This window comes from Desulfohalobium retbaense DSM 5692 (assembly GCF_000024325.1).
Lineage (GTDB): Bacteria > Desulfobacterota > Desulfovibrionia > Desulfovibrionales > Desulfohalobiaceae > Desulfohalobium > Desulfohalobium retbaense.
The window spans coordinates 359140-376761 of sequence record NC_013223.1; the positions used below are offsets into that span (position 1 = coordinate 359140).

General features: G+C 60.5%; 15 protein-coding genes. All 15 read right to left on the reverse strand.

The features are described from left to right. Positions 1-198: 198 nt before the first annotated feature. The gene (locus DRET_RS01445) at positions 199-1167 is read right to left on the reverse strand and encodes a polysaccharide deacetylase family protein (protein WP_015750751.1); all 969 of its coding nucleotides are present in this window, start codon (positions 1165-1167) and stop codon (positions 199-201) included. Further along, complete coding sequence (locus tag DRET_RS01450) at positions 1158-2288, reverse strand: glycosyltransferase family 4 protein (RefSeq protein WP_015750752.1); 1131 nt, start codon at positions 2286-2288, stop codon at positions 1158-1160. Before DRET_RS01450 ends, DRET_RS01445 begins: the two co-directional genes overlap by 10 nt. Positions 2289-2360: 72 nt before the next feature. Beyond that, a complete protein-coding gene (gene recJ / locus DRET_RS01455) occupies positions 2361-4094 on the reverse strand; it encodes a single-stranded-DNA-specific exonuclease RecJ (RefSeq protein WP_015750753.1) in 1734 nt (577 codons plus the stop codon). A 274-nt stretch (positions 4095-4368) separates the two neighbouring features. Continuing rightward, entirely contained in the window at positions 4369-5070 is a 702-nt protein-coding gene (gene pyrF, locus DRET_RS01460; protein WP_015750754.1) for an orotidine-5'-phosphate decarboxylase, read from the reverse strand. After that, positions 5063-5701: a guanylate kinase gene (gene gmk / locus DRET_RS01465; protein ID WP_015750755.1), complete on the reverse strand. Its 639-nt coding sequence runs from the start codon at positions 5699-5701 to the stop codon at positions 5063-5065. The genes pyrF and gmk overlap by 8 nt, the downstream gene beginning before the upstream one ends. Then, a complete protein-coding gene (locus DRET_RS01470; RefSeq protein ID WP_015750756.1) occupies positions 5688-5954 on the reverse strand; it encodes a DUF370 domain-containing protein in 267 nt (88 codons plus the stop codon). The genes gmk and DRET_RS01470 overlap by 14 nt, the downstream gene beginning before the upstream one ends. A gap of 176 nt (positions 5955-6130) precedes the next feature. After that, a complete protein-coding gene (locus DRET_RS01475; RefSeq protein ID WP_015750757.1) occupies positions 6131-7012 on the reverse strand; it encodes a YicC/YloC family endoribonuclease in 882 nt (293 codons plus the stop codon). Positions 7013-7236: 224 nt separating this feature from the next. Then, on the reverse strand, positions 7237-7809 hold the full coding sequence (locus tag DRET_RS01480; protein ID WP_015750758.1) for a DUF4416 family protein: 573 nt from the start codon (positions 7807-7809) through the stop codon (positions 7237-7239). Between the two features lie 49 nt (positions 7810-7858). After that, entirely contained in the window at positions 7859-9154 is a 1296-nt protein-coding gene (locus tag DRET_RS01485; protein WP_015750759.1) for a MiaB/RimO family radical SAM methylthiotransferase, read from the reverse strand. 4 nt (positions 9155-9158) lie between these two features. Further along, a complete protein-coding gene (gene mnmA / locus DRET_RS01490; RefSeq protein ID WP_015750760.1) occupies positions 9159-10208 on the reverse strand; it encodes a tRNA 2-thiouridine(34) synthase MnmA in 1050 nt (349 codons plus the stop codon). Positions 10209-10369: 161 nt separating this feature from the next. Beyond that, positions 10370-11848, reverse strand: a complete 1479-nt coding sequence (gene gatA / locus DRET_RS01495; RefSeq protein WP_041281813.1) for an Asp-tRNA(Asn)/Glu-tRNA(Gln) amidotransferase subunit GatA — start codon at positions 11846-11848, stop codon at positions 10370-10372. Between the two features lie 60 nt (positions 11849-11908). Further along, on the reverse strand, positions 11909-12193 hold the full coding sequence (gene gatC / locus DRET_RS01500; RefSeq protein ID WP_015750762.1) for an Asp-tRNA(Asn)/Glu-tRNA(Gln) amidotransferase subunit GatC: 285 nt from the start codon (positions 12191-12193) through the stop codon (positions 11909-11911). Positions 12194-12335: 142 nt separating this feature from the next. Beyond that, positions 12336-14354, reverse strand: a complete 2019-nt coding sequence (locus DRET_RS01505) for a penicillin-binding protein activator (RefSeq protein ID WP_167317780.1) — start codon at positions 14352-14354, stop codon at positions 12336-12338. Positions 14355-14988: 634 nt separating this feature from the next. Then, positions 14989-16902 carry a molecular chaperone DnaK gene (dnaK, locus tag DRET_RS01510; protein ID WP_015750764.1) on the reverse strand — a complete coding sequence of 638 codons (1914 nt, stop codon included), beginning with the start codon at positions 16900-16902 and terminating at the stop codon, positions 14989-14991. Positions 16903-16982: 80 nt separating this feature from the next. Continuing rightward, the gene (gene grpE / locus DRET_RS01515) at positions 16983-17570 is read right to left on the reverse strand and encodes a nucleotide exchange factor GrpE (protein ID WP_015750765.1); all 588 of its coding nucleotides are present in this window, start codon (positions 17568-17570) and stop codon (positions 16983-16985) included. Positions 17571-17622 lie beyond the last annotated feature (52 nt).

A 17622-nucleotide genomic window follows, 5' to 3' on the forward strand; every position in this document is an offset into this window, starting at 1 on the left:
TGTGATTGGGGAATTGAGGTATTGAGGAATCCAGGAATTCAAGAATTCAAGGATTCGGGGATGTAAGCATTGGGGGATCCAGGATTTGGAGGACGAGACAATCCTGTCGATTGAGTCGTTCCCTCACGGTTTTTTCTAGGAGAAATTTCGTGGCAACGTTGCGATCGCACCCAGCAAAGGCCTACTCGAGCACTTGTCTTACAGCGAACCGTTTTTATACGTCAGTCCGGCGCTTGGGGCGAAGCGCATGAGCCTCAGTCGGCTCTTAAGCCAGGACAGGGATTTGCGCGGCGAAACCGAGAGTCTTCCGATACGCATGGGGTTCGTTCCCCGTTCGACTCGACCTCGCTCAAGGGTCAGGGCGGCCTGGAATCCGGTGTCTTTCAAAGCCCTTTCCGCCACCTGATCGTATTCTCCCCACGGCCAACAAAAGATGTCCAGCGGTTGTTTAAGGATCGCTTCCAAGCGCGTCTTGCAGCGGGTGAAATCCTCACGGCAGAAGCGGTAGCGTTCCTGCTCGCTGCGGCTCGTCCACCGGATACCCTTTTGCGTTTCTTGCGGCCACCAGCCGCTATGCGCATAAGCGCTCCCGCCTTTGGGGCAGGGAAGGTCTTCATACGTGACGTCCCGCCCGTAGACAAGGTGTGCCCCCCAGTGGATTTCTCGGGCTTGGGGCCGGGGAGCCGTCTCATGGAAACAAAAGGCGTGGCGGGCTGAATGGGGTAGGACATCCATGCCGTGGGTGTGCGCCAGATGATAGAGTTCTGTGGTTGTGCAGAATTGGCTCGTATCGCCCAGGACCGTAGCTTGATAGAAGCTCTGGGCGCCTCCGAGAAGGTGCGGTATCTCTTCAGTGCGGCGTGCCGGGCCATCGCTGCTAAAATCGCTGCAGACGAAAAACGAGGCCCGCATTCCTCGCTGTTGAAGGAGCGGGAGGGCATAAAGCCAGTTGCTGACATGACCGTCGTCAAAGGTGATGCCCACAGCCGGGCGCTTCAGCCGGGTGGTGCCAGTGACGATGTCCACGATCTCGCGCGTGGTGAGCGTGGCGAATCCCATGTCCCGGATACAATCGAGATGGGCGGCCAACTGCGCCTGGTCGTGTCCATCCGGGCCGCACGTGTTGTGGTAGCAGAGAATGGGGATGGAGCGCCACGTTATCGGCATAGTGCGGTCTCGATCAGTTCGGTGTAGGCTTCCAGGCCGGCACGGATATGATTGGGCCAGGCAAACGCGTTCCGGCGGGGCTCAGCGCAGAGGCGTCGCAAGGTTCGAGCTAAGTTCTGTGTATCGTGGGGATCTTTGATGGTGTTTTCCGGATCCAGGAAAACACTGCTGCCATTTGCAGAGCTCGACAGGGTCGGTATGCCGCAGCGTAAGGCTTCCAGGACTGCATTGGAGCAGGCGTCGTAAAAGGTCGGCAGGGCAAAGGCGTCCAGGCAGTTGTAAAATCCGGTCATGTCTTCTACTCGGCCGAGGAAGGTTACCCGGTGCGCGACCCCGAGACGCTGGGCCTGTTTGCGATACCGGTCCGGATTGCGATCGCCAGCCACGAGAAGATGGTGGGAATCCGGCAATTGCGCCAGGGCGGCAATGAGGCAGCCGACCCCTTTGAGTGCGAAATTTGTCCCAGCAGTGCCGATATAGATCATGTCTGGCGCAAGCCCGCGTTGTTGCCGTTCAGCCCTCTGCTTGGCGCGGGGATACGGTTCGAAAGCGGTCAGATCTGGCTGATTATAGATAACCTGGATGCGGCTTGTGTCAAACGAAGGGTAGGCCTCCTGGACCCAATCGACGAGTTTGTCGGAGACAGCCACAAAATGGGACGTCGTCCGCATCTGGCGGCGCTCGATGCAATTGATCAGCCGGTTGGCCGGAGCAGTTTTCCGGCGCAGCATTTTCCACGTCCGAGCCATACCCGGGTCGTAGGCTTGTTTGGACAGACGCCAGAATACGGGCAGCGGCCCGCCGCTCAAACGTAAGACATCCTGGTTCCAGGTCTTGCCCATGCTCAAGGTGAGGTCGTAGTTCCCTGCCCGGCGCTGCCGTTCTGCCGCCATGGCATACCAGAGGATCTTGCCGCTGCGGCAGAGCCCCTTGCGACCAACCACCCTGGGGGTCACGCCTTGGGGCGCTTCTGATTCCTGCCGGGCGCAGATAAAGTCCACGTCAAACCCGGTTTGACCCAAATGGTTGGCTAAGCGCGAGGCAAAACGTTCCGCCCCGCCGTAGCGGCTCAGTCTGGGGAGCATGAGAGCGATACGTTGAGGCGATGTACCGGAAAGCATAGAAAGATCCTGAGGTGAAGGCGTTGGCTTGCAACAGCTACAGGGGCGATGGGGGTTTTGCATCAGAGTGCGTCAATTTGAATTTGCAGCCTCCCTATCATGGGGGAGCCGCCAGTCCTTGATGTCCAGGTCGATGGACGTCAGCCCCTGATAATGGTTCAGGCGTGGGGTGAAGGCCAGTTGAACCGTTTCTCCCTGGATTGAGGGGGTCAGGGCCTCGGCCTGGCGCCACGCTTTGCCGGTCAGGACGATGCCTGATTTCGGGTCCTGCAATTGCAAGCTGACATGCTTTTTGCCGAAGACGTTGTGTTTTTGGACCTGGAGCGGTTCTGAGCAGAAGACGGGCTGGGGGTTGCCCATGCCGAAGGGTTGCAAGAGTTCGATCTCCCGAATCAGGTCAAGATCAATTTGCCCAAAGGGAATGTGCCCGTCCAGTTTGAGCCGGGGCAGCGGCTCCGCTCCGCCGAGTTGTTTGCTAATAGCCTGGGAAAACCGTTGCGTAAAGGGCTTCAGATTGGCCTCGGTCAGGCTGAGTCCTGCAGCCTGGGGATGGCCACCGAACCCGGCCAGCAGATCCGCGCATTCGGTCAGCGCGGCGTGGAGATCCACATCCACGATGCTCCGGCCCGATCCTTTCCAATACCCGTTGTGGCGGGTCAAGAGGATCGTCGGCCGATAAAACCGTTCCACGACCCTCGAGGCCACGATACCGATGATGCCTTGGTGCCACTGCGCGTCAGCCAGGACCAGGCCCTCGGTGACACCGCGCTCCTCCACCTGGGTCACAGCCTGCTCCAGGATGCCGTCTTCACAGGTTCGCCGTTCCTGATTGGCGGCCTCGAGTTTGGCGGCCAGGGGTTGGGCGGTGGCCAAATCCGGAGCCAGGAGAAGATCAAGGGCCTCTGTAGCCGAGCCCATCCGCCCGGCCGCGTTAATCCGCGGGGCGAGCCCGAAGGCGACCTGCCCGGCACCGATCGGGGCCTTGCCGGGCAGCCTGCTGGCTTCTTTCAAGGCGTAGATCCCCGGACGGGATCCTTCGCTGAGGAGTAACAGGCCGTTTTTGGCCACAATTCGGTTTTGGCCCCTGAGGCTGACCACGTCGGCAATGGTTCCCAGGGCGACGAGGTCAAGTGAGGGCCGCAGGTCGGACGGCGTCCCCGGCAGCAGCCGGTTGAGCGCGGCCATGAGGAAAAACGCGGTGCCCACCCCGGCAAGCTCCGGACAGGGGCATGCGTCGACACAGGGGTTCACGATGGCATCGGCGGGCGGCAGAGTGGCATGGGGCTGGTGGTGGTCGGAAACCACGACGCGCATCCCCAATTCCTTGGCTCTGGTGATGGCCTCCAGGTCGCCCATGCCGCAGTCCACGGTCAAAAGGGCTCGGACACCCTGGTCATAGAGAGCTTCGATCCCAGCCGTGTTCAGTCCGTAGCCGTCCTCCATGCGGTTCGGGAGATGGGGAAGGACTGCATAGCCGCGTCCGCGCAGGATCTCCGTGACCAGGGCCGTAGCGGTAATGCCGTCCACGTCGTAATCGCCCCAGACGGCCAATGGTCCTGTGTCCTGTTCCAAGGCAGCAGCCAGCACCGCGGCCGCCTCGTTCAGGCCGGACCACGTGTGTGGCGGTGCCAGATGGCGCAGTCCCGGACTGAGGAAAACGTCCATTTCCTGCGGACTCGACAGGCCGCGTTGCCAGAGGAGATCGCAGAGAAACGGCGATATCTCGAGCTGCTTGGCCCAGGTGCTGAACTCTGCAGTTTTTTCGCTAGCGGGCTGTTCTCGGAAAATCCATTGGGTGTTGGGCATTGTTGTATTGTATTTAGGGATTGAAGAATTGAGTAATTCAGGAATTGGGAAATTGGAAGATTAAAGAGGTAAAGAGTTGAAGAAGTGCATGGCATGGGACAAAAAATTTTACTGATATGATGTATAGATGCCTTGCACTTTTAAAGTGAACTGTTAAAATTTTTCTTTGCTGTGCTCTTGAGGGTTCAGCTTTTTCAATCCTTCAATCCTTCAATCCTTCAATCCTTCAATCCTTGAATTCCTGAATTCCTCAATTCCTCAATTTCCAATTCCCTCAATCCCTGAATTCCAGCGTCATTTTTTTGCGAATTGTACGGACCATTTCCACGGGCGAAGTCGCAGTGAAAATGGGCCGTCCGACGACCAGGAAATTGGAGCCGGCGTGGACCGCTTTTTCCGGAGTCATGACCCGTTTCTGGTCGTCTGCGCTTTTTTTGAGACGGATGCCGGGGGTCAGGCAGGCCAGCCGCGGATCGGCCTGTTTGATGGCCCGGACTTCATGCCCGGAACACACCACGCCGTCCAGTTGCCAGTCAGCCGCATTCCCCGCCAGGTCCAGGGCAAATCGTCCGCTGTTTGTGGCCGTGGTGCCGGGGAGGTCGGTGATGTCCATGCTGGTGAGCAGGGTCACGCCAAACAGGAGCGGTCCGCCTGTCTGGCCGGTGGCTTCCTCCCGTCCTGCCAGCGCGGCCTGGGCCATGGCCTGCCCGCCCAGGAGGTGGAGAGTGCACATATCGGCTCCGGAGCGGGTCAGCGAACGGACTGCTCCTTGCACGGTGTTCGGGATGTCAAAGAGTTTGAGATCGACAAAGACGCGAAAGCCGAGTTCCTTGAGCCGGAAAATAATGCTCGGCCCTGCGGCGGTAAAGAGCTCCAGGCCGACCTTGACCCAATCCAGTTCGCCGCGAAGCGGGGTGACGGCCGCAAAGGCGGTTTCGGCGTCAGGGAAGTCCAGGGCAGCGATAAGCTCAGCCATGTTGCGGCTCCTGCCAACTTGCGAGAATGGTCTCGGGCAATTGGGGTTGGGCGGCGGGCCGCGTGGTCAGGGCGAGATAGACGGCGCGCAGCGAATCGTACGCTCGTTCCAGGTCATCGTTGACAATCCAGGAATCGAATTCCCGGGCCGCGGCGATTTCCTGCCGGGCGTTTTCAAGGCGACGGGCGATGGCCTCTTCGTTGTCGCTCCCGCGTCGACGGAGCCGCTGTTCAAGCTCCTGGCGCGACGGGGGGAGTAGAAAGACGAAATGCCCCTGTCCAAGGTTGGCTTTAAGCAGGCGCGCGCCCTGGATGTCGATATCGAAAAGGACATGCCGTCCGGCAGAGAGCATGTCCAGGGTCGCCTGTCTGGGGGTCCCGTAGCAATTGCCGTGTACCTCCGCCCATTCGGCAAAAAAATCCTGCTCGGCCAGCTCATAAAAGCGGTCCTTGTCCACAAAATGGTAGTCCCGGCCGTCGATCTCACCGGACCGGGGCGCTCGAGTTGTATAGGACACGGAAAAAGCGAAATCCGGGAATTCGGCGGTCAGACGATGGATCAGGGTGCTTTTGCCCGTTCCTGAGGGGGCGCTTAGAACCAGCAGGATACCAGGACGCTCAGGATGCGACATCCTCATCCTCCTCTGAAGCATAGCGCTGCCCGACGGTATCGGCCTGGATCGCGGAGAGCACGATATGGTTGGAATCGGTGACGATGATCGAGCGGGTCTTGCGCCCCTGGGTGGCGTCGACCAGCCGCCCGGCTTCTTTGGCGTCTTCACGCAACCGGCGCATGGGCGAGGAGTTGGGATTGACAATGGCCACAATTCGCGAACCAACGACATAGTTGCCGAAGCCGATATTGAGCAGGCGCTGTTTGGTCATTCTCGGTCATCCTTTCTGGGCTTGCCGGCCGCACAGGCCGGATGAGTCGGGCTGGCGCAGTCCCGAACCTGGGGTTGTCAACTCGGTTGTCGCATTGCCACTTGAAAAGCTGCTCAGCACTTCCCGCCACGGCGATGTCTCGCGCACTCCGAAGGGCGGCTGGCACAGCCTGCTTGCTATTCGATGTTTTGCACCTGTTCGCGACATTTTTCCAGTTCGGTTTTGACATTGACCACCAAGCGGCTGACTTCGCTGTCCTGGGCTTTATTGCCGCAGGTGTTGATCTCACGGAAACATTCCTGGAGCACGAAATCCATGTGGCGTCCGCTAGGGGTCTCCATGGCAAACCGCCGCTGGAGTTCCTGGAGGTGGGTCTGCAAACGGGTGATTTCTTCACTGACATCAATCCTGTCGGTGAGCAGGGCAAACTCCTGGTGCAGCCTCTCCTGGGAAAGGCTTGGGGACTGCTCCTGAAGCAGGGCCTCGGCCCGCTGCTTGAGGAGCGCGAAACGTTGCTCTGGCAGGGTAGGTACCCGTTCGGCAATACGTTCGACCCAGTTGGTGACGGTTTCCAGGCGATTTTGCAGATCGGCGATCATGGCCTGCCCTTCGCGCTCCCGGCTGTCGTTCCAGGCGCTTAAGGCCATCTCCAGGCCGGTTTGCAACGAGTCGAGGATTTCCTGGGGCGGGGTCTGATCCGGTTCCTCCCACAGGCTGGGCATGCGCAACAGGTGGCTGTAATCGAGTTCTGGAGTCTCGCCGTTGGCTTCAGCCAGCTGCCGGAGTTGGTCCAGCATGGATTGGGCGATCCAGCTGTTGAGCTTGGGGCTGAGCTCTTCGGCTTCAAAGATGTGGAGGTGGAGCTGGATATCGATCCGGCCCCGCTCGGCGGTTTCCCGGACCTGTTTTTCCCACTCCTGCTCCATCATGGACAGGAATTGGGGCATTTTCCAGCGAATGGAAAGTTGTTTGCCGTTGACGCTTTTGATTTCCCAGGTCTGGGCCAGGGCGGCACTCTGACCGCTCCAACGGCCGTAGCCGGTCATGCTTTTGGGCATAGGTGTTGCTCGGTGTTGGGGGTTGTAGGGGTGATTGCTCCGTTTGCGTGTGCCCAGCTTTCGTGCTTCTTGGACGGAAGGCAAACGTAAATCCCGCACCAGTGTTTTTCTAGCTCTTCTCCCCTTGGACGGGGGAGGGAGCCAAAGCAACGCAGTTTGTGCGTATTTTGTTGATCAAAGAGCTTATGTTCGAGGGCGCCGGAAAGACGCATCCTGTGCGCTCTTCATGTCTTGAGCCCTGAGAAGGATTCCACCCCCGTCTGGGACGTCTGCTTTCTGGCCTGCTTGTATTCGTCCCGCAACCGCGTCAGCCAAGCCTGCAACGGAGCATCGGCGTAATCGGCGAAGGTCCAGTCAAAGGCTCGCCAGCCGCCTTTCTGATACATCAGGGTCAAATCGGCCCAGATGCCTTCCTTGAGATAAATCCGGTGCGTAAATCCCTTCCCCGTAGCCAGAACCAGCCGTTCCAGGGAGAGCAATCCCGGATCGAGATTGATCCGTCGGTTCCCCTCGGCGTCGCGGAAAGCGTCTTCAAGCGCGTTGGTCACGAGTTTCGCCTCCGCCAGACGGTCCTGGGGATAGAAGCGGTCGGCGTACAGGAGCCGACGGTACAAGGGAGTTCCCAGCTCTGTATTGTAATACGTGGTGTGGGTAAAGAACAGTGCGTCCCCGAAATCGTGGACCGGCCCGAAATGCGCTTCCAGCCGGGGGCGCAGCGTGGGCCAGACTGTTTGCCAGACACTGGTCAGCACCGGGATGACCAGAACGGCTTTGGGGGCCGATTTCGGAGTGCTCATGAGATGGCCGGTTGTGCTCCCTTGAAGGGCAAGGGGTATTGATTCTGGTTCACGCCGTGGTTTCCAGTTGGACCAGCAGCCCCTTGTCATCCCAGCCGACCGGACGTGCCTGGACCAGAGAGCGAACGGCCGGAGCCGCTCCGGAAATCTCGCGGCATGGGACATAGGTGTCGCTGATGCCCTGGGCCGGATGCTTTTCGACAATGAATGGAATGTGGTCCCGCTGGGCTTGCTGCTGCAAAAAAGCGGTCCGCTTGTCCTCCAGGATGCTCCGCAATATGGCGCACCGCTCCCGTTTGATCGGCTCGGCGACCTGGTCGGTGAAGGTTGCTGCCGGCGTGCCGGGACGGGGAGAATACGGGAAGACATGCCCGTAGGTAAAGGGGAGGTCGCGGACCAGGGCAGCGGTGGTTTCAAAGGCGGCATCGTCCTCTCCGGGAAATCCCAGTAAAAAATCGGCGCCGAGGCCGAAATGGGGCCAGATTTCTTGCAGCCGGTCCACAAACGTTCGTATTGTGTCGGGATGATAGTGACCGCGGCCCATTCGGCGCAGGATTTCCGGGCTGCCACTTTGCAGGGAGAGGTGAAGGTGCGGGGCCACCAGGCGGCATCGGCGCAAGGTATCCAGGGCCTTATCAGTGAGTTCCGAGGGCTCCAGGGAACTGAGCCGCAACCGGGCCCGGCCGGCCCACTCTGTGGCGAGGTTGGCGTCGAGCCAGGCGAGAAAATCCCAAAAGTCCAATGGCGGGGTCAGATCCCGGCCGTATTGCCGCAAGTTGATGCCGCTGACACTCAATTCCCGCAGGCCGCCCCTGAAAAGGTGTCTGGCCTCGGCCAGACTTTTTTCCGGGGATCTGGTCACGGCAGGACCCCGAGTGTGGGGCACAATGCAATAGGTGCAGCCGTGGGAGCAACCGTCCTGCACCTTGAGCAGTCCCCGGGCTCGCGATGAGGCGGTGACTGGAAATTCGGGGAAGTGGTCCGCTTCGCGACAGGCGAAGTGGAGCGCGTCCGGTCCGACGCAGAGATCGGCCTTGGCCTGCTGCGGTACGGTGCGCAGCACCCCGGGCAAGGCCGCCATTTCCTCGGTAAAGACCTGAGCGGCGCATCCGGTGACCACGATAGCGGCCTCGGGATGGTTGCGGTGGAGCTTGCGGACAAGTTTACGCGTATCCTGGACCGCCCCAGAGGTCACGGCACAGGAATTGACCACGATCCATTCGGGGACTTCATCAGTGCTGGCTTCGCGGTATCCACGCTGCAGCCACGCCTCGCGCAGGGCTTGGCTTTCGTATTGATTGACCTTGCAGCCAAGCGTGTGCAGGGCAAAACGGGGTTCAGACACGTTGTCAGGTCCTTGTGCTGTCATGGATGATGCCGCCGCCGAGGACATATCCCTTTGCCGTGTAGAACGCTGCCACCTGCCCGGGGGCAGCCGGGCCTTTGGGCTCTAGAAAAGAGATCTCCATACCTGTTTCAGACACGATCCTGATGCGGCAGGGGACCGGTTGCTGACGGTAATTGGTCTGGACCCAAATCTGGTCCGGCCATTTTTCAAAGGGGAGCAATGTGTTCAGTTCATGCACCGAGCAGCCTGTGGCCTGCCGCTCGGCCCGAGTGCCGACGACGAGACGGTTGGAGCGGATTTCTTTGTCGATCACGTACAGCGGTTCGCTGTACGCAATGCCGAGCCCTCGGCGTTGGCCCAGGGTGTAACGCCAGAGCCCGCTATGATGGCCGAGTTGGTTGCCGGCCCGATCGACGATGGGGCCAGGGCCAGAGAGGGGGGCACCGGTGTTTTGGAGAAAGCTCCGGTAGTCGTCGTCTGGGATGAAGCAGACTTCCTGGCTTTCCTCGCTCTCGGGGATGGTGAATCCCCGCTGCTCCAATTCGCCCTGGATCGTTGATTTGTGTCGAGTTCCAAGGGGGAAGACGACATTGTCCAGGCTGGCCTGGGGGACGAGACTCAGGAAATAGCTTTGCTCTTTGCGTGGATCGTTGCCGCGGCACAGCAGAGGCCCGTTCGGGGTCTGGAGGAGTCGGACATAATGGCCGGTGGCAAACCCCTTGCAGCCAAGTTGTTTCGCGGCATCGCGCAAGATCCCAAATTTGATCCGCGGGTTGCACAGCGCGCAGGGATTGGGCGTCATCCCCTGCGCATAGTGCTCGATAAACGGGGTGATGACCAACTCGGCAAATTTGTGGTGCAGGTCGACGATTTCCAGATCCACGCCAAGCGTCTTGCAGCAGTGGCGCAAACGGTCTTGAACATCCGCGTCAACGGCATCCGGCGCCAGGAAGTGCGCGTGCAAGGCGAGAACGTCGTGCCCCGCCTCACGCAGGGCGAGCAGGGCAAACAGGGAGTCGGCCCCGCCGCTGACAGCGACAGCAGTTCGCATGGATTTGTGTGGGTGGTGTTGCAATTGGGTTTGTATTGTGGAGAACGGTTTACGGGACGAGGATTTGGCAACAGCGGTTTTTCTTGCTCCCCTCCCCTTCGCAAGGGGAGGGGCAGGGATGGCCTAGAGGGCAGCGGCGGCGAACATTGCCCCGCAGCGCGTTAGTCCAGACCAGCCAGGGCTGTTGGCTCGGGCAGTGGCCCCCGGGCCTGTTCCAAAACGTGTCCGGCCTGGAGCAAGGCCGATTCACCAAAGGCGGGGCCAAAAAGCTGGACCCCGACCGGAAGCCCCGAGGTCCTGCCGATTCCAGCCGGCAGGCTGAGACCCGGCAACCCGGTCAGGTTGAGCGGGTTGGTAAAGATATCGGTCAGGTACATTTGCAGCGGGTCGTCTGTTTTTTCTCCCAATCCAAAGGCGGTCGTCGGTGCCACCGGCCCGCAGAGCAGATCGCAAGACGCAAAGGCCTGAAGATAATCGTCCCGGATCAAACGCCGGACTTGGGCGGCTTTTTTGTAGTAGGCGTCGTAGTACCCCGCGGAAAGGGCGTAGGTCCCCAGCAGAATACGACGCTGAACCTCCCGGCCGAACCCCTGGCTGCGGCTTTTGCTGTACATTTCCATGAGGTTTGCGGCGTCATCGGCACGATGGCCGTAACGCACTCCGTCGAAGCGGGAGAGGTTCGAACTCGCTTCAGCCATGACCAGGATGTAATAGGTCGCGATGGCGTATTTGGTGTGCGGCAGGGAGACGTCCACGAGTTCAGCCCCGTGCTCCCGGGCCTGGTCCAGAAACGCGCGGCAGGTCTCCGCTACCTCGTCGCTGAGCCCGTCCCCCCAATATTCCCTGGGCACGCCGATGCGCCAGCCGGAGAGATCAGTGGTCTGCTCCAAGGCGGCCGTGTAGTCGGGCACTTCGATAGCCACGGAGGTCGAGTCCTTAGGGTCATGGCCGGCAATGGCCTGGAGTATTGCCGCGCTGTCTGCCACGCAACGGGTCATAGGACCGATCTGGTCCAGCGAGGAGCCGTAGGCGACCAGCCCGTAGCGGGAGACCCGGCCATACGTCGGCTTCAGGCCGACAATGCCACAGAACCCGGCCGGCTGCCGGATGGATCCCCCGGTGTCGGTGCCCAGGGCCCCAGGGGCTTGTCCCGCGGCCACGGCCGCGGCCGAACCGCCACTACTGCCGCCCGGGACCCGGGTCGTATCCCAGGGGTTTTTGGTCTGCTGGACGGCCGAGTTCTCCGTGGAAGATCCCATGGCGAACTCATCCATGTTCGACTTGGCGAGTACAATGGCCCCAGCCTGCTGGAGGCGGTCCACAACGTGGGCGTTGTAAAACGGGGTGAAATTCTCGAGCATCTTCGAGCAGCAGGTGGTGGGCTGCCCTTTGGTCGCCAGAAGGTCCTTGAGGATAATCGGAACGCCCCATAGCGGCATGTCCGCGGAAGGCCCCTGGGCATCGAGACTCCGGGCCGTGTTCAGGGCGTTTTCGGCATCGGTATGGACCAGGGCCTGGACGACCGGTTCGGTGGTCCGGATGCGGTCCAGACAGGTGTTGACCGCATTTTCGGCTGAAATATCGCCGCAGCGCAGGGCGTCGCGGAGCTGAATCAAGGAAGTGGTCTGCATGGCACTCATAATGGATTGTCTTTTGGGTCAGAGTTCTGGGGTCGGTTTTCAGAGCGAGGGACCGGGGGCTTAGAGGACCTTGGGGACCTTGAAGTAGGCCCCGTCGGTGTCAGGGGCATTGCCCAGGACCTCTTCACGCGCGAACTCGTCGGCCGCGGTGTCCTCGCGCAGGACAGTGTGGTGTTCCACCGGGCTGTACATCGGTTCGACTCCGGTGGTGTCGACCTCGCCCAGGGTTTCCATATAATCCAGAATGGCGTCGAGCTGGCCTCGGTATTCATTGAGCGTGGCCTCGTCGAGTTCCAACCGGCTGAGAGTGGCGACGTGGGCGACCTCGCGGGTATCGATTTTCATGCCTGCGGCTCCTTCATTTCGTGGCTGCTGCTTCCGGGGGGCTACAAACTGATGACCGGCGCACCCACCAGGGGGGCATGCCGGGGGCCAGTTCGGTACGTGCTGTTGCCCTCGGAAGGCAGAGGGGGAACAGGTCCCGTTGTTATTGTTCGGAAGAGGACACGGTCTGTTCTTTGGGTTGTGTACTGTTGCTGTCGTTTCGGGCTTGGCGCCTTGCGGCGTGGGCCTTTTTTGTTCTTTCCAGGCGACGGCCGAGGGCATCGAGGTTGGCCGGGCGCAGTCCTCCGGAAACAGGTTGAAATACAAAAAGATCCTGGCGGGCGTGTCCTTCCCGGTCCCATTGGATCGGGGCCAAGGCCCAGGAGAAACCGGAAAACGCATGGAGCCGGCTGTTGAGTTCGTCCGCAGTGAACCCGGGAGCGGGATCATCGAACCTGGCGGCAAAGCGGACGAAATCATAGCCGAGCCCGCTCCAGAAATTCGGCCCGGGCAGACCGGACATCTCCAGTTCCTGCCGTAAAGCGTCCAGTCCGGTCCGTTGCATCCCGGGACTCCAGGCGCCCGGGGTGAGCGCCAGCCGGAAGTAGCGCTGCTCCAGATCCGCGCCCCGGGCCAGGGCCTGGCTCCAGAGCCGGGGTCCGAGAAACAGAAGCCGGTCTTCGTCGTGGTAAAAGAAATTGGGGACCATCAGCTGGGCCTTGGAGAGCGTGTCCGGCAGGAAGACAGCCCCGAAGTCGGGTTCCGGGCGAGCGGTCTGATTCCCCTCACCTGTGGTTTCGCTGCTCGTTTCTTTGTCCGGGACGCGCAGAAAATCGCCCACCGTCCCGCTCCAGCGGGTCGGAGCGTCGGGAAGGTAATGGGCCAGACCGGTGATGGTCGCGTTGTGCTGGCGGCTCTGCTCCCAGAACGAGGCCGCCATGCGCCGGCCAAAGGTTTCCTGGGGATACAGGATGGCGATTTTGTCGATCCCCAGAGCCGAGGCCGCTTTGACCAGGGCGCGGCTCTGGTCTGCGGTGCTGGCAAAAAAGCGCCAGGCTTGGCGTCCTTCTGTGCTGGCGGGGAGGCTGGACAGGAAGGTGAAAAAAGCCCGCTTCGTGGGGGCGAGCTGGGTGATCGCCTTCCAACTGGACTGCCGCAGTGGCCCGCCGATGAGTTGGATGTTCTCTGGCAAGCGGTTCAACTGGTGTTGCCAGTTCTCGGCCGCGGTGTTGATGACGTGAACGGTGATTTTGCCCCCGTGCCGTGAGATCTGCCACTGGGCGGCACTGGCGCCGCGGACAATATCGCGTCCGAAGCGGGCGTAGGAGCCACTCAAGGGCACGAGCAGGCCGATCTCCTGTTCCGGCGTGCCGTACTCCTGACGAAGGGCGTCCAAGGTCTCTCGGAAAACAGGCGTCAGGGCTAGGGTTTCCCCGCGGACGACAGCTTCCAATCGGTGCCAGGCAGCCGCCCAGCCGATACGTTCCTCAGCAAGTTGGCGCCGGGTCCAGACCCACTGCAGGATATTGTGCGGATAGCGCTTTGGTCCTAAGGGACCAATCTGGTCCAATAGATTTTGCCATTGGGCCTCAGGGGCGTCCTGGACGGTCTCGAGCAGGGAGGATTCGATAAGTTTGCGCTGTTCCGGGGTGGAGGCGGCTTGGTGCACCGCGCTCTGGACTGCAGCGAAGCGCGCAAAGCTGCCTTGTTGCCAGTAGGCGGTGGTCAGCCGTTCGGCGGCTGGGCGGCGGACGCTCCAGACCGTGTTCGGTGCAACAGCAACCGTATGGAGGTGCTCCCGGGCCTTCTGGGCGCCTTCGGTCTCTCCCAGAGCCTGGGTGTAGAGTTCATGCCAGGTCCAGTTTTCCCGGGTCTTAGGGTCGACCTGGGCCCACTGGCGCAGACTCTGCACCGCACGTTCGAAGCGACCCAACTCCAGTGCACTGCGACTGACTCGGCGCCAAGCCGTGCGTTGCGTTTCCTGGTCCAGATCCTGGGTTTGGAGAAGTTCTTGATACAGGCGCAGACTGCGGGCGTAATTCTGGGCCTGCCACATCCTGGCCGCCTGTTCTTCCAGGGCCGTGGGCGGCTTTTCCTGGGTGGGCAAGGGTGGCTTGACTGCACAGCCGGAGATCAACACGAAGCCGATCAGGCATATAAGGCAAAGTTTTTGAGGCATCATAAGGGCTCGTCGCCGGGTGTACAGACCGTTCGCCCCGGTTTGGGTACGGGGCGCAAAAACCGCGTGGCGGGGCGCGGTCTGGTCGTATGCGCGGATCATGCCGGCTCTGGGCCAGCGTGTGTGGCAAGGTCCAAAAAAAAATCGAGCCCGGGGGCTCCCGGGCGGAGGAAGTCTAGAAAGCCCCGGAAGGCCTGTCAAGGCAGGACGTGGTTGTTAGGAGCTTTCACGGCTCCCTCCCCCTTGCCAAGGAGGAGGGCCGTGGAGGGGGTGCTGGGTCGTATCGTTGCCCTCAAATCAACTAGTAGGTCGGCTCCGGCGCCAGCCGAAGCCGACATGGGGGGGCACACGGCCCGGAAAAAGGGCGTGCGCCACACGCCCCTACAAGCGATAACACAATTCTGCCCCTTGCCCCCACATCCACCGTAGGGGCGGGCCTTGTGCCCGCCCGGGCAGAGCCAACAGGCACGCAAAGCCGCGAAGGCACGAAGCAAGGCCGGACGGCAAGAGCCCGGAATCTGGCAGGAGCCGTGTCACCAAAGAAAGGGCCTCAGAGGCTCGTCCCCAGGACAAGATACACAAAGCCCCGGTCGCCGTTACCGGCGACCGGGGCTGGGTTCCCGTAGGGGCGCGGGAGTTATTTGACTTCAGTGTAGTCGGCGTCGACGACGTCTTCATCGTCTTGTCCGCCGCTGGAGGCGTCCTGCTGGGCCTGTTCACCGCCGGCGTCGCCCGCGGCCTGGCCACCTTGCTGCTGTTCGTAGAGCTTCTGGGCCAGTTGATGGGAGGCCTGGGAGAGTTCGTCAGTGGCTTTCTTGATCGCCTCTTCGTCCTCACCTTCCATTGTCTTTTTCAGGGCCTCGATCTTTTGTTCGATATCGGCCTTGACGTCGTCCTCGACCTTGTCACCGAGGTCGCGCAAGGATTTCTCCGTGGTGTAGATCAGGTTGTCGGCCTGATTGCGGGCCTCGATGAGCTTACGCTTCTTTTCGTCCTCTTCAGCGTGGGATTCAGCTTCCTTGACCATCTTGTCGATCTCGTCTTCCGAGAGACCGCTGGAGGGCTGAATGCTGATGGACTGTTCCTTGCCGGTGCCGAGGTCCTTGGCCGAAACATTGACCATGCCGTTGGCGTCAATGTCGAAGGTGACCTCGATTTGTGGCACGCCGCGCGGCGCGGCCGGGATACCGGTCAACTCGAAGCGTCCCAGGCTCTTGTTGTCCTGAGCCATCGGGCGTTCACCCTGCAGGACATGGATGGACACCGAGGGCTGATTGTCCGCGGCAGTGGTAAAGACCTGGCTCTTGCGGGCCGGGATGGTCGTGTTCTTCTCGATGAGCTTGGTGGACACGCCGCCCATGGTTTCGATGCCCAGGGAGAGCGGGGTCACGTCGAGCAGGAGCACGTCCTTGACGTCGCCGCCCAGGATGCCGCCCTGGATGGCCGCCCCCATGGCCACGACCTCATCGGGGTTCACGCCGCGGTGCGGTTCCTTACCAAAGAATTCCTGCACCTTTTTCTGGACCAGGGGCATGCGGGTCATGCCGCCGACGAGAATGACCTCGTCGATCTCTCCGGCCTTGAGTTCGGCGTCCTGCAAGGCGGTCTTGCACGGCGCCATGGTCCGCTCGACCAGATCTTCGACCAGGGCCTCGAGTTTGGCCCGGGAAAGCTTCATGTTCATGTGCTTGGGGCCGGTCTGGTCGGCGGTGATAAACGGCAGATTGATCTCCGCCTCCATGGAGGTGGAGAGTTCTTTCTTGGCCTTTTCCGCAGCCTCGCGCAGCCGTTGCAGGGCCATGCGGTCAGCGGAAAGATCGATGCCGTTTTCCTTTTTGAATTCGTCGACCAGGTGGTTCACGATCCGCTGGTCGAAGTCCTCGCCCCCGAGGAAGGTATCGCCGTGGGTGGAGCGGACTTCAACGACGTTGTCCCCGACTTCGAGGATGGAGATATCAAAGGTTCCGCCGCCAAGGTCAAAGACAGCGATCTTTTCGTTCGTTTTCTTGTCCAGGCCGTAAGCCAAGGAAGCAGCGGTCGGTTCGTTGATGATCCGCTTGACTTCCAAACCGGCGATACGCCCGGCGTCACGGGTGGCCTGCCGTTGGCTGTCATTGAAATAGGCCGGCACGGTGATGACTGCATCAGTGACCGTTTCGCCGAGATAGGCCTCAGCGTCGGTTTTCAACTTTTGTAGGAGCATGGCCGAGATTTCCGGAGGACTGTACTTTTTATCCTCCACCTCGACATAGGCGTCGTTTTTGGAGCCCGCGACGATCTTGTAGGGGCTCTTTTCCCGCCATTCCTTGATTTGGGGGTCGTCGTAATCGCGGCCCATCAGTCGCTTGACCCCGTGAACCGTGCGTTCCGGGTTGGTGACCGACTGGCGTTTGGCGATATCGCCGACCAAGCGTTCTTTATCCGTAAAGGCGATAATGGAAGGGGTCGTGCGCCCGCCTTCGGGATTGTTCACGCACTTCGCTTCCTTGCCTTCCATGACGTAGACACAACTGTTGGTTGTCCCCAGGTCTATGCCGATGATTTTGCCCATATGAAAAGCCTCCTTTCGCAATCAAAATTCTGTTCTGCAACACCAAAGTAAGTCGGGTCAGCCGTTAGTAAAGGGGGCGATTACGAATTTTCACAATTTTTGCTGACCATGACTTTGGCGGGACGCAACAGGCGCCCTTTGAGACGGTAGCCGCGCTGCATGATCTGGCAGACCATGCCCTTGTCCATGTCGGCGCGCTCTTCTTCGGCCAGGGCCTCATGGATCGCGGGATCGAATTCTTCCCCGGTGCTGCCGAGTTGATCCAGGCCGTGCTTCTGCAAGGTGTCCAGGAATAGCTTGTGCGTCATTTCAACCCCTTGAACGACATCCTGGCAGCCCTCGACATTTCTGCCGTGTTGCAGGGCGAGTTCCAGGGTGTCGATGATGGGGACGATATCCTCGAGCACCTTTTCCGAGGCGAATTTGACGTGGTCGTCCTTTTCCTTGGTCATGCGGCGCTTATAGTTCTCAGCATCGGCCAAAGCGCGGAGTTTTTCATTTTTGGCCTCGTGCATCTGAGGACAATCCGGACAGATCCGGTCCTGGCACAGGGCGTAGAGTTCCTCGTCGGTGAGTTCCTCGCCGGGGACCGTTTCAGCGGGTTGTTCCACTTCTTGCGCTTCAGCGGCCTGCTGTTCCTGTTCGTTGGGGGTGTTTTTCTGCTTCATAAAGGGCTCCTGATTCCTTGTCGTTGTTTTGGCCCAGCACGATACGCTCCTT

Excerpts from the sequence above, each read along its gene's own strand:
- DRET_RS01445 (WP_015750751.1), bottom strand. The coding sequence starts at position 1,167 with ATGCCGATAACGTGGCGCTCCATCCCCATTCTCTGCTACCACAACACG.
- DRET_RS01450 (WP_015750752.1), bottom strand. The coding sequence starts at position 2,288 with ATGCTTTCCGGTACATCGCCTCAACGTATCGCTCTCATGCTCCCCAGA.
- recJ (WP_015750753.1), bottom strand. The coding sequence starts at position 4,094 with ATGCCCAACACCCAATGGATTTTCCGAGAACAGCCCGCTAGCGAAAAA.
- pyrF (WP_015750754.1), bottom strand. The coding sequence starts at position 5,070 with ATGGCTGAGCTTATCGCTGCCCTGGACTTCCCTGACGCCGAAACCGCC.
- gmk (WP_015750755.1), bottom strand. The coding sequence starts at position 5,701 with ATGTCGCATCCTGAGCGTCCTGGTATCCTGCTGGTTCTAAGCGCCCCC.
- DRET_RS01470 (WP_015750756.1), bottom strand. The coding sequence starts at position 5,954 with ATGACCAAACAGCGCCTGCTCAATATCGGCTTCGGCAACTATGTCGTT.
- DRET_RS01475 (WP_015750757.1), bottom strand. The coding sequence starts at position 7,012 with ATGCCCAAAAGCATGACCGGCTACGGCCGTTGGAGCGGTCAGAGTGCC.
- DRET_RS01480 (WP_015750758.1), bottom strand. The coding sequence starts at position 7,809 with ATGAGCACTCCGAAATCGGCCCCCAAAGCCGTTCTGGTCATCCCGGTG.
- mnmA (WP_015750760.1), bottom strand. The coding sequence starts at position 10,208 with ATGCGAACTGCTGTCGCTGTCAGCGGCGGGGCCGACTCCCTGTTTGCC.
- gatA (WP_041281813.1), bottom strand. The coding sequence starts at position 11,848 with ATGAGTGCCATGCAGACCACTTCCTTGATTCAGCTCCGCGACGCCCTG.
- gatC (WP_015750762.1), bottom strand. The coding sequence starts at position 12,193 with ATGAAAATCGATACCCGCGAGGTCGCCCACGTCGCCACTCTCAGCCGG.
- DRET_RS01505 (WP_167317780.1), bottom strand. The coding sequence starts at position 14,354 with ATGATGCCTCAAAAACTTTGCCTTATATGCCTGATCGGCTTCGTGTTG.
- dnaK (WP_015750764.1), bottom strand. The coding sequence starts at position 16,902 with ATGGGCAAAATCATCGGCATAGACCTGGGGACAACCAACAGTTGTGTC.
- grpE (WP_015750765.1), bottom strand. The coding sequence starts at position 17,570 with ATGAAGCAGAAAAACACCCCCAACGAACAGGAACAGCAGGCCGCTGAA.